The organism is Bacillus sp. BC08, from assembly GCF_054326875.1.
On the sequence record NZ_JBTGPA010000030.1, the window covers coordinates 67,693 to 79,848 of the forward strand.

12 protein-coding genes are annotated in these 12,156 nt (G+C 36.0%); 2 read left to right on the forward strand and 10 right to left on the reverse strand.

Annotated features, from left to right (window positions below; genetic code table 11):
- Positions 1 to 183: 183 nt before the first annotated feature.
- Genes ACXVYO_RS09995 through ACXVYO_RS10005 form a run of 3 tightly spaced genes read right to left on the reverse strand, consistent with a single transcriptional unit; the run spans position 184 to position 2,093 of the window.
- On the reverse strand, positions 184 to 1,053 hold the full coding sequence (locus tag ACXVYO_RS09995) for a YihY/virulence factor BrkB family protein (protein WP_458466874.1): 870 nt from the start codon (positions 1,051 to 1,053) through the stop codon (positions 184 to 186).
- Positions 1,054 to 1,059: 6 nt separating this feature from the next.
- Positions 1,060 to 1,575, reverse strand: coding sequence for a DUF4075 domain-containing protein (locus ACXVYO_RS10000; RefSeq protein ID WP_458466875.1), 516 nt, complete (start codon positions 1,573 to 1,575; stop codon positions 1,060 to 1,062).
- A 53-nt stretch (positions 1,576 to 1,628) separates the two neighbouring features.
- Positions 1,629 to 2,093, reverse strand: a complete 465-nt coding sequence (locus ACXVYO_RS10005; protein WP_000250910.1) for a low molecular weight protein-tyrosine-phosphatase — start codon at positions 2,091 to 2,093, stop codon at positions 1,629 to 1,631.
- A 174-nt stretch (positions 2,094 to 2,267) separates the two neighbouring features.
- Between ACXVYO_RS10005 and ACXVYO_RS10010 the strand changes: the two genes are divergently transcribed.
- Positions 2,268 to 2,492 carry a DUF1128 domain-containing protein gene (locus ACXVYO_RS10010; RefSeq protein ID WP_000366197.1) on the forward strand — a complete coding sequence of 75 codons (225 nt, stop codon included), beginning with the start codon at positions 2,268 to 2,270 and terminating at the stop codon, positions 2,490 to 2,492.
- A 189-nt stretch (positions 2,493 to 2,681) separates the two neighbouring features.
- Positions 2,682 to 5,348, forward strand: a complete 2,667-nt coding sequence (locus ACXVYO_RS10015) for a cation-translocating P-type ATPase (RefSeq protein WP_458466876.1) — start codon at positions 2,682 to 2,684, stop codon at positions 5,346 to 5,348.
- 35 nt (positions 5,349 to 5,383) lie between these two features.
- On the opposite strand, the gene ACXVYO_RS10020 is transcribed toward ACXVYO_RS10015, so the two are convergent.
- The 7 genes from ACXVYO_RS10020 to ACXVYO_RS10050 all read right to left on the reverse strand — a co-directional run bounded on the left by ACXVYO_RS10020 (position 5,384) and on the right by ACXVYO_RS10050 (position 11,960).
- A complete protein-coding gene (locus ACXVYO_RS10020; RefSeq protein WP_458466877.1) occupies positions 5,384 to 6,466 on the reverse strand; it encodes a toxic anion resistance protein in 1,083 nt (360 codons plus the stop codon).
- An 18-nt stretch (positions 6,467 to 6,484) separates the two neighbouring features.
- Positions 6,485 to 8,116 (reverse strand): YceG family protein, encoded by a 1,632-nt coding sequence (locus ACXVYO_RS10025; protein ID WP_458466878.1) that lies wholly within the window; start codon positions 8,114 to 8,116, stop codon positions 6,485 to 6,487.
- Between the two features lie 109 nt (positions 8,117 to 8,225).
- Positions 8,226 to 9,017, reverse strand: coding sequence for a TerC family protein (locus tag ACXVYO_RS10030; RefSeq protein ID WP_073518148.1), 792 nt, complete (start codon positions 9,015 to 9,017; stop codon positions 8,226 to 8,228).
- A 72-nt stretch (positions 9,018 to 9,089) separates the two neighbouring features.
- On the reverse strand, positions 9,090 to 9,668 hold the full coding sequence (locus ACXVYO_RS10035; protein ID WP_000236649.1) for a TerD family protein: 579 nt from the start codon (positions 9,666 to 9,668) through the stop codon (positions 9,090 to 9,092).
- 80 nt (positions 9,669 to 9,748) lie between these two features.
- The gene (locus ACXVYO_RS10040; protein ID WP_000146729.1) at positions 9,749 to 10,333 is read right to left on the reverse strand and encodes a TerD family protein; all 585 of its coding nucleotides are present in this window, start codon (positions 10,331 to 10,333) and stop codon (positions 9,749 to 9,751) included.
- Positions 10,334 to 10,356: 23 nt separating this feature from the next.
- Positions 10,357 to 10,953, reverse strand: coding sequence for a TerD family protein (locus ACXVYO_RS10045; protein ID WP_001121586.1), 597 nt, complete (start codon positions 10,951 to 10,953; stop codon positions 10,357 to 10,359).
- 128 nt (positions 10,954 to 11,081) lie between these two features.
- Positions 11,082 to 11,960: an ROK family protein gene (locus tag ACXVYO_RS10050; protein WP_458466879.1), complete on the reverse strand. Its 879-nt coding sequence runs from the start codon at positions 11,958 to 11,960 to the stop codon at positions 11,082 to 11,084.
- Positions 11,961 to 12,156: the final 196 nt, after the last annotated feature.

The following is a 12,156-nucleotide window of genomic DNA, read 5'->3' on the forward strand; positions in this document are numbered from 1 at the left end:
ACGGGTCCCTCATAGAGGACCCGTTTTTTTTAATGGTAGCTATTATGCCCGTTCGCACTACTACTCGTTTTATGCTTTGGATGCGAACTGCTCTTTTGTTTATTGTTATTTTTATTGTTGTGGTTCTTTTTATTATTACTCATGAAATATCCCCCCTGTTCCCTTTTATTATGGAACAAGAGCTCACTTTTCATTACGGGAATTATTGCCACCCGTTCTATAATGATGGAGTAAACCATTAATTTCACCGCCAAGTAAAATTACCCATCCAGTTAAGTAAAACCATAACATTAAAATAATAATACCACCGAGACCACCATATGTATTGGCGTAATTCGCAAACTTATCTACATAATAAGCAAATAAGTACGATACCACAATCCATCCTACAGTAGCAAATGTTGCTCCTGAAATGACTTCTCTTCTTTTTAACTTTCGATCTGGTGCAAATGTATATAAAAAACTAAACAATGCGAATAAAACAAAGAAACTCGCTACTAACCGCGTAATACTCCACACGTAAGAAAAACTATCCGATAAACCAATTGCTTTAAATACCGCTGTCCCAATCACTTGTCCAAATACTGGAACAATTAGCGCAAACACAATCATAAAAATGATTGCTAACGTAAATACAATTGATAAAGCTCTCGTTTTAATAAAAGAACGTGTTTCTGTTACATCATACGCACGGTTAAAAGCATTCATAACCGCATTTACCCCGTTTGAAGCAAACCATAGCATTGATAATAAACCAAATGATAATAAACCACCATTTTGCTCATTTACAACCTTATCAACGTTAACTTCAATTAAAGACATTGCATCGTCCGGCACGTACGGTTCTAATAAATTGAGCACATTTTCTGTTTGAAGGTCAATGAATCCAAGAAGCGTAATTAAGAAAACAAGCCCAGGAAAAATCGCAAGCAAGAAGAAATAAGCGAGCTGTGCTGCCAAGCCCGCTACATCATCACGCATCGTCCGGTCATACAAATCTTTACCAAACGAATAAGTACGGTTTCTTCTCACCTTTTCTAAAATTTTTCTCATATATGTTTAAACGCTTTTCTTCTCTTCTTTATCTTGCTTCAACTCAATGTACGCTTCAGTTTTTTTTTCCTCTGCATTTGAGTCTTTCATAAATAGTTCACGCGCTTCTTTCATACCGCCATCTTCAGCAACTACTGGCTCTTCCTCTGCTTTCAGCTCATCTACCTTTGTAGATACAGCTTGAATTTCAATCGTTTCTGGCTTCTCTGCTGGCTCAACCTTTTTCTTACTAAAAATTTCTTTCGTTTCTTTTAACGTCTCTACAACAGATGGCGTTAATTTTTTAATTTCTGCTACTTTCGCTTTTACGACATTGAAGTCAGCAAGTTCGCGTCCTTTATCTGTAACAGTTTGCACTTTTTCTTTAATTTTTGCATTTTCACCAATTTCAATCATCTTTGTTTTTGCTTTTTCCGCAGTAGTTTTTACTTTTTCACGGTTTTCTTTCTTCAACATAGATACAGCTACACCTGCAGCTACACCAATCGCAATGTTTCGAGCAATATTATTTTTCTTTGCCATATTCCTTCACCCTTTCATTTCTTATGTTAGAAAGTATTTCTTTCTAAGCTTCCTCATATTCCTTGTTCATTTCGAATGAAAGCTAATAGCTTTGCACACCCTTCTGTTACAAGGTCATATACTTCTTGGAAATTCCCTGTATAGTAAGGGTCGGGAACGTCTGTCCAGCCACCGTCTGGAACAAAATCGGACAGCCTACCAATATAGCCTCCAGTTTTACCTAAACTTTTTAAATCTGCTATATTCTTGTTGTCCATGGCAATAATATAATCAAACTTTGTTAAGTCTTCTTTTTCTACTTGCCTTGCTTTAATTCCTTCAAAAGTGACTGCATTTTCTTTTAAAATTTTTTGTGTTCCTTTATGTGGCGGATGGCCAACATGCCAATCTCCAGTTCCTGCAGAATCAATGACAATTTTCTCTTCGAGTCCCTCTTTTACGACAAGATCTCGAAAAATCGCTTCTGCCATCGGAGAACGGCAAATGTTCCCAAGACAAACAAACAATACTTGAACCATATATTTGTTTCTTCCTTTCTTGGTGCATTTCTTAATATATACTTATAGTATAAACAACCAATTCTTAAATATAAAGGAAATCCCTACTAATTTAATAGGATTGAAAAGATTCATTAACGAAAATGATAAAAAGTGTTAAGATAACCTTATGTTATTTTAAAGGGGGACACTTCGGTGGATTTATCCGTAAAGTCAGAAGAAAACGTTGAATATATGGTCGAAGCTATTAAAGAAAAATTACGTATGGTTAATGCTGGAGCGATGAGAGCTGCTAGCTTTAATGAAGAAATGTACGAAGACTTACGTGACATTTATGAGCATGTTATGAAACGTGAAACATTCAGCATTAGTGAAATGCAAGCCATTACAGAAGAATTAGGTACATTAATTAAAAAATAAGAAGCCTCACTTATGAGGCTCTTTTTTATTTTCAACAAATTCATGACAACTCTTCTCTTTCTCTCAACCAACTGTAAAATATTGTACAATAGAGGTAGAACCTCACCTTAGATTTTTTCTCCATACATACTACTCACAAATAATAGCAACACTACCATTGCTAACTGTTTTTACTGGAGGTGCTTACTTATGAGCAATTGGTACAGTAAGACGAAAGATCAAACATTAATCGACCTAGAAACAAACGAACAACACGGTTTAACAGATGAAGTTGTAAATGAGCGTTTAAAGCAATACGGTTTTAATGAATTAGCTACAAAACGAAAACGCACGTTATGGCAGCGGATTTTCGCCCAAATTAATGATGTCCTCGTATATGTCCTTATTATTGCTGCTCTTATTTCAGCCTTTGTAGGTGAATGGGCTGATGCCAGTATTATCGCGCTCGTTGTAGTTTTAAACGCTGTTATTGGCGTCGTCCAAGAATCAAAAGCAGAACAAGCTTTAGAGGCATTGAAAAAGATGGCGACACCTAAAGCTATCGTCAAGCGAAATGGTGAACTAAAAGAAATTCCATCTGAGCACGTCGTTCCAGGTGATATCGTTATGCTCGACGCCGGACGATATATCCCATGCGATTTACGCCTAATCGAAACCGCAAATTTAAAAGTTGAAGAATCTGCTCTAACTGGTGAATCTGTCCCTGTTGATAAAGATGCAATCTACCACCCTTCTATGCAAAGTGAAGAACAAGTACCACTCGGCGATCAAAAAAACATGGCCTTTATGTCTACTCTTGTAACATATGGAAGAGGCGTCGGTGTTGCTGTTGAAACTGGCATGAAATCACAAATTGGTAAGATTGCTACCCTTTTACATGAAGCAGACGATGATATGACACCACTTCAAAAAAGCTTAGCACAAGTCGGAAAATATTTAGGATTTGTCGCTGTAGCTATTTGTATCGTTATGTTTCTCATCGGCTTTTTCCAAGGCCGGGATACGTTAGAAATGTTTATGACTGCTATTAGTTTAGCCGTTGCAGCTATTCCAGAAGGGTTACCCGCTATCGTTTCCATCGTTCTTGCAATTGGTGTGCAGCGCATGATTAAACAAAACGTTATCATTCGGAAACTACCAGCTGTTGAGGCTCTCGGTTCTGTCACAATTATTTGTTCAGATAAAACAGGTACGTTAACGCAAAATAAAATGACCGTTACTCACTTTTATAGTGATACCACATACGATCAATTAGAAAATTTAAATGTAAATAATGATGCGCACCGTCTATTGTTAGAAAATATGGTGCTATGTAACGATGCGTCTTACAATAATGAATCACAAACCGGAGACCCGACTGAAATTGCTCTTCTCGTTGCTGGAAGCACTTTTAACATGCAAAAAGATCATTTAGAAAAGATACATGAGCGCGTGAACGAGATGCCTTTCGATTCAGATCGTAAAATGATGTCAACCGTGCATACATACGATGACAGCTACTATAGCATGACGAAAGGTGCTATTGATAAACTCTTACCTCGATGTACCCACATATTTAAAAATGGTAAAATCGAGGTTCTAACAGATGCTCATAAAAATCAAATATTAGAAGCTGCCGGAGCAATGTCTCGAGAAGCTTTAAGAGTACTTTCATTCGCATTTAAACAATACAATTCAAGCGATGTGGATATAAATCATCTTGAAGAAAACCTCATCTTTATTGGTCTTGTCGGTATGATTGATCCACCGCGAGCTGAAGTAAAAGATTCCATTACAGAATGTAAAAAAGCCGGTATTCGCACAGTTATGATTACTGGTGACCATAAAGATACCGCTTTTGCAATCGCCAAAGAACTTGGCATCGCTACAGAAATATCTGAAATTATGATTGGAACTGAATTAGATAACATTTCAGATACAGAGCTAGCAAGCAAAATTGATCACTTACATGTCTTCGCTAGGGTCTCTCCAGAACATAAAGTAAAGATCGTAAGAGCATTACGTGCAAAAGGAAATATCGTTTCTATGACTGGTGATGGCGTCAATGATGCACCGTCTTTAAAGCAAGCAGATGTTGGCGTAGCGATGGGCATTACAGGAACAGACGTTGCAAAAGGGGCTGCGGATGTCGTGTTAACAGATGATAATTTCTCATCTATCGTGAAAGCTGTTGAGGAAGGTAGAAATATTTATCGTAACATAAAAAAATCAATCCTCTTCCTACTCTCTTGTAACTTTGGAGAAATTATCGCTTTATTTTTAGCCATTTTACTCGGCTGGGCAACACCACTACGACCTATTCACATTTTGTGGGTGAATTTAATTACAGATACACTGCCTGCACTATCACTTGGGGTTGATCCTGAAGATCCAGACGTGATGAAGGAAAAACCACGTCATGCGAAAGAAAGCTTATTTAGTGGTAGTGTTCCTTTTCTTATTTTCAATGGGGCTGTCATTGGACTGTTAACGTTAATAGCCTTTATCGCCGGAGCAAAATTCTATACTGGAGATACAAATTTATTTCCTCTTTTCCCAGAGCAAATTGATGAGGATGCTCTATTACACGCTCAAACGATGGCATTTGTCGTTCTTAGTTTTTCTCAGCTCGTTCATTCATTTAACTTGCGTTCAAGAACGAAATCCATTTTTTCAATTGGGATTTTTACAAATAAATATTTAGTCTTCTCCCTTCTTATCGGTATTCTTATGCAAGTGTGTATTATCTCCATTCCACCTCTTGCAAATATATTCGGTGTGCATGCATTAACGATGCGAGATTGGGGATTTGTTCTCTTATTAAGTATCATTCCACTTGTTGTGAATGAGATCATTAAATTAGTGAAGAGAAACTAAAAGGCAATGAGGATTATCCCTCATTGCCTTTTCATTTATCCTTGTAATTCCTTTTTTATATTCTCTGTTAACGTAGCCATTCGTTTGCGGCTTTCTTCACGCTCACGTTTATTTTGTTCTTCAATTTGTTGTGTTTCTTGCATACCTCTTGAAATAATGTTCCAAGTTTCCTCAAGTGTTTCCATCTTAATACTAGAAGAACCTGATAATCTCGCTACTTCCACACTTTGCGTTGCGATATTTTGTGCATTCTTCTTAAGTAATTCATTTGTACGGCGGTCCAGTTCAGCCATAGAATCTGCAACTAGCTTTTGACGTTTCGCATTTACCGCTTGAATGATACCATTTTTAAAGATAGGAATCGTTGTAATAAATGCTGTATTGATTTTACCAATTAATTTATTATTACCACGTTGAACCATACGAATTTGTGGTGCTGTAAGTAGCGCAACCATACGTGCTTTCTCTAAATCATCAATACGCTGCTCTAAAATTTCAACAGAGTTTTTCAGTGATTCTAATTCAATACCTGCTAATTGGTCATTGTTACGTACACGCTCTTCATACATCGGAACTAGCTCTGTATTTAAACGCTCTAATAACATTTCTCCTGCTACTACGTATTTTTCTAAGTCTAAATAATATTTTAAGTTTTGCTCATATAAACCGTCTAACGTACCAATTGATTTTTTCATTTCATCTTGATACTTTGTAATTTCTACGTATACTTTATCCATTTCGCGACCCATCGTTTGGTACTTACTAAAGATTTGTTCAATCATTTTATCAGCTTTTTTGAACATACGTGAGAAGAAACCGCTTTTCTCTTCCGCGAAGTCTTTGCTATCGAATCTGTCCATAATTTTACCAAGCTGTTTTAATAATTCTCCAGAGTCTTCTATTTTTGATAAAGACATTGTATGTAAAATTTGATCAGCAAAACGTGAAATTTCCATAGAAGGTTCTTTTCCAAGCTCGATTAATTCTAACTGATCTTTAATATCTACTCCATTATAAATACGTTGTACTTCTGCATCTTGTCTAAGTTGTAAACGAACATCTTGTGCTGTTTGCTCATTTAATTCTGTTTTTGAATCTAGTATGACTGGGTTATTCATATGGTATTCTCCCTTTCCTTATAAAAATGGACGAAACAGTCCTTTTATTGTTTGTGATAAATTTTTATAGGCTGATGAACCATGAAACTCAAGATCGAAATTAACTTCTTCAAGCCAATGGGAATCAAATGCGGCAGCATCAATATACGGTTCAATATCATTTCGTCCCGTTGGATTGAAGTGGAATACATCTACTCCTATTTGATTTAAAAATAGTAATAAAACAGCATCAGAACGAGTTAATTCTCCACTCTTCTCATTATTAAATATAACAATTTTCGGTACATCTTGTGAATAATCAAATTTCTCAAGCTGTTCTAAAATATTCGGTGGTATTTGAGAAAGTTGTGCGAAAACATATAACGCTACATCTTCTTTCGTCTCTTTTGCAATTGGTTTACACATTTCACTTTCGCACGCATGAATGATCGCCTCTGCAATACCATGTTGTAATCCTTCTGGCAATCGTTTATGTGGCCACCAATGACTGTTCATAATTAAATCTGGATGTAATTTTCCCCCGCGGTCTAAAGCATCTCGGTAATGATATTGGAAATTTGCTTTTTGTTCTTTCGTAAACGGGAATGTATTAATTAATAAACTGTTATCAAATGATGTAACAGCCTTTAATCGCTGAAAATACTCTTTATCATTTTTTGAAACACCTGATATTTTCGCAAATAAAGAAGGGATATAGATGTGTTTATTCTCAACAAAGAATGTCGGTCGTACAAAAGCCTTTTCTTTTGTAATTAAAAAGAGTTCATCGTACGTGGTTTTGAGCGTACGAGCTACAGGTGTATATGAACGGAATTGCCACGGCTTGTACAGCAGTGAATTATCGTGGTGAAGTACTTGCTCAATTTCTTTTGAAGCTTGATACGCTACTGTTGCCACACGCTCGCGGCGGCGATCTGGAAATGGTTCAAGAGAAATGCGACCTGGATGAGACACAACAAAACTTCTTCCTTCCTCATCAACATTCTCAAATCCATCTTTTCCTTCTGGATGATAATAAAGTACATCACAGCCGAGCATAATAAGGAAGTATAAGAAATATATACGGCTTTCCGTCGCATCACCGTACCAAACGATACGCGGCATTTGTTTCTTATAATTAACCGTAGAAAACCACTTCGCTACGTAATTTTCACTTAATTTAATTATATCAATTAAGAAACGACGAAATCCTTCTGTTTTTAATGATTGGTTATGTTGTTTCTCATACAATTTCAATACAGAAATAAACGTCGTATGTATATAATGCTGTAAGTCAGGATTGTCTACTTTCGGTAAAAGTTGTTTCCCAGATAAGTGTGCCACTAACCTATTTACTGTCAGACCATTTGGTGCTTCTTGATGTAATCCGAACACTTCTTGAATATGACGAAGCTTTTCCGAATCAATCACTTTGTTTAAATTTTGTTCGTGTAAAACTTCGATTCCTTTCGCTTCACTATAATCAAATAACTCATTAAAATATTCATCTACATCATTAGGAACGCCAAGGATTCGACATGCTATATAACTAAATTTCATCTCATTCTCTGTCAGTTCATATTGTGGGCGTTTTTCTAAAAGTGTTTCAAATTGCTTTAAATCTGATTCATCTTTTAATCCATATGGTTGAAGTGTAAAACGTGAAAACACAACAGTTCACCTCCAAAAACATTTACGTTTTTTCTAAGTCTTTCCTCTATTATAAACTATTTTTGGTTATAAAAAATGGGCGCTCGTAAAACGAGCAAACCCATTTCAATTATTTATTGTCTTCTCTAGTAGCTGCAACTTCTTCTTTAGCTTGTCCAGAATTCTTCATGTAGTGAAGTATAAATGTTGCTCCAAATGCTACAACTAAAATAATAAAGAATAGCGTATGGCTTACTTCAATATGAATAACAGACAATAACATTTTTGCTGCAATAATTAAGATTAAAATATATGCTGTCGTTTCAAGTTCTGGAATACGTTCTAACAATTTTAAGAATACGCCAGCGATACCGCGCATCATTAAAATACCAAGCATTCCACCTAATAATAAAATCCAAACTTGATTTGATACACCAAATGCAGCAAGTACGCTATCTACAGAGAACGCGATATCCATTAATTCAACCATCGCAACTGTTCCCCAGAAGACACCAAACATTCTGAAGAGAATACTGTTTTGGTTCATACCATGAGCTTCCTCTTCTTCTGCATTACCTTTTCTTTTATCAATGAAGTATTTAACTGAAAGCCAAGCTAAGTAAAGTGCACCTAACACTTTTACCCACGCTAATTTAATTAAGAACATTCCAATTCCAATCGCAATAAATCGGAATACATAAGCTCCAATAAGTCCATAGAATAATGCCTTTTTACGTTTTTCTTCCGGAAGGTGTTTTACCATTACTGCTAATACAAGTGCATTATCAGCAGATAACAAACCTTCAAGTACAACAAGTGTACCTATTAATCCCCAAGATACTGGATCTTGCAAAACTTTAATCCACATGTCCAAGTCGAAAAACTGAGCATACGTATCAAGGATTCCTTGCAAAATACTCATCTTACCTTTATCCCCTATTCTTTGCTAGATTTATAGAAAGGTCAAAAAAAGGAAACGAATATCGTTTCCTTTCTATGCATCCAAGCCATACGCTCTTACAAGCGCACCTAGGCCACCTTGGAAACCACTTCCTACTGCATTAAACTTCCACTGTCCATTATGACGGTATAATTCACAAAAGACAACTGCTGTTTCGATGGAGAAATCTTCCCCTAAATCAAAACGAAGAACTTCTTCATTCGTTTCTTCATTCGCTAAACGAACGAACGCATTTCCTACTTGACCAAAGTTTTGACTACGGCCTTCTGCATCATAAATCGTAACTGTAATAGCAATTTTGTGCACATCTGCTGGAACTTTCTTTAAGTCCACAACAAGTTGCTCATCATCGCCTTCGCCTTCACCTGTACGGTTATCCCCTGTATGCAAAACAGATCCACAAGGAGACTGTAAATTATTATAGAAGATAAAATCAGTTTCCTTCGTACATTTTCCGTTCGCATCTAATAGGAATGCTGATGCATCTAAATCGAAATCTGATCCACCATCATAAGATTTAATATCCCATCCAAGACCAATTACCGCTTTTGTTAAACCTGGGCTTGTCTTACCTAAATCAATCTTCTGTCCTTTTTGCAATTGAATAACCATTTATATTCACCTCTATATTTTAATCTTAAAAAATATATCCACCAGTAAACATCTGTTTCACCGATGGATATACGAAGCTATTACTCTACATCTAAACCGAAATTGTTACATAGAGAAGCTAATCCACCTTGGAATCCACTTCCGATTGCATTGAACTTCCAGTCACCTGCATGACGGTATAATTCCCCTACTACAACAGCTGTTTCAATAGAGAAATCTTCTCCTAAATCGTAACGAATTAGCTCTGCATTCTTTTCTTCATCTAAAATACGTACGAAAGAGTTAGAAACTTGTCCGAAGTTTTGGCTACGTCCTTCTCCATCATAAATTGTAATTGTGAAACAAATACGTTCAATATGTGCAGGTACATTTTTCAAATCTACTTTAATCGATTCGTCATCGCCTTCACCTTCACCAGTTCGGTTATCTCCTAAATGCTCGACAGCACCATTCGCACCTTTTGGGTTATTATAGAAGACGAAATCCTCTGCACCTGAAACTTTACCGTTAGCACCTACTAAGAAAATACTAACATCTAAATCGAAATCGTTTTGTCCGTCATAACGATTCGTATCCCAACCAAGTCCTACAAGAACTTTTGAAAGACCTGGATTTGTTTTTGTTAAGTCTACCTTTTGTCCTTTTTTCAATGAAATTGATGCCATATTCAATTCCTCCTCGGTTTATTTTATTGATAACGTGATACAATCTCACTTAAGTTTTTATCTTGTGTGCCTTCTCCAACAGCTGAAAACTTCCACTCACTTCCGTGGCGATACATTTCACCTGCAATTAGAGTCGTTTTGCCAGCATAATTATCCGATAAATTATAGCGTGCTAATTCTTCACCAGTTTGCGGGTTTTGAATTCGAATATATGCATTACGAATCATTCCGAAATCTTGACGACGATTTACACAGTCATAAATATTTACAACGAATACTAAACGATTAATACGGCTCGGAACTTTATGTAATTCTACGAAAATTGTTTCGTCATCACCAGCGCCTTCACCTGTTAAATTATCTCCTGAATGAATAATACTACCACAAGTAGAAAGCTTGTTTCCGAAGTAAACTAAATCGTTTTTGTTTAAAAAGCGATCCCCTTCTAACATAACAACAGATGCATCACAATCTACATTTGGTTTACTTCCAAATAATGAAGACAGAAACCCACCTGATTGCCCAATTGGATCCCAGCCTAAGCCAACCTGTAGTTTTGCTACTTTTGGTTGTCCTTTCGTTAAATCGATCTTTTGACCTTTTTCTAAAATAATAGGCATGCAGTTTCTTCCTTTCTACAAAGCATTTTCCAAGGCGGAAAATATTGTATTCTTCCCTTATATTGTAGCATTATTTACCTAGTGATAAAAAGGATAAATTCTCAGTTATATGAAAACATTCATATAATTTACTTATGATGATGTAAGAAGTGGTAAATGGCACCAATCATTCCTGCGCAATTACCGTTTTGTGCAAGTTCAATCTCACAATTACTATAAATCTCTTTGTTTAAATATTTTTCTACCTCTTCTTTTACTTCTTTTAAGAACTCATTTCCTCTATCAGTAATTCCTCCACCTATAACGATCATTTCTGGATTAAAAATATAAGCAAGATTACTAATTCCAATCGCTAAATGTTTAAAGAAAACCTCAACCGCTTGCGTAACTTCTCTATCTCCTTTATCATACAGTTCGAAAATCATTTTTCCATTCCAATCACTTTCACCTTTATATTTTCGCACAAGACGAATTAACCCTGAAATGGAAGCGACCTCTTCAAACTGCTTTCCTTCTATTAACATATTTCCCCATTCACCAGCACTAAAAGAATGTCCCCTGTATAACTCTCCGTCTATAAAAATCGCTCCTCCAATACCAGTTCCAAGAGTAAGCATAATAAAATTTCTTTTTCCGTTTCCAATACCTTTCCACTTCTCACCCAAAGCTGCACAGTTCACATCATTTTCAACGGACACAGGAATTTGTAATACCTCTTGCAATCTATCAATAATAGGAATAGTCGCGTAGTTCGGAATATGCTCTGTCCCTCCCGTTACAACTCCTTTATGAATATTAACAATTCCCGCAGTACTAATGCCAATTCCTGAAATCGTCTGTTCATTCATTAATTGTTTGGATAGAAGAATAAGTTTTTGAATGATTTGTTCCCCACCCAAATGAATTTCTGTTAGAACCGTTTTATGCTTTCGTACTGTTCCTGTTTCTGAAACAATTCCATATTTAATTTGTGTACCACCAATATCAAATGCAATATATTCTTTCATCTGCTGTCACTTCCTCTACTGTAATGCGTGTAAAATTCCTACTGCTCTACTATTATAAAGAATTTACACTAACTCTTTTCTCTCTTCAGAAATACACCACCTTTTTCTATATATAGTTTTTTTTGCATAAAACTCTTTTTCCTAAGAAATATTACAAAGGGATGTATTTTAGATGGAATATTAATTTCTTAGGAGG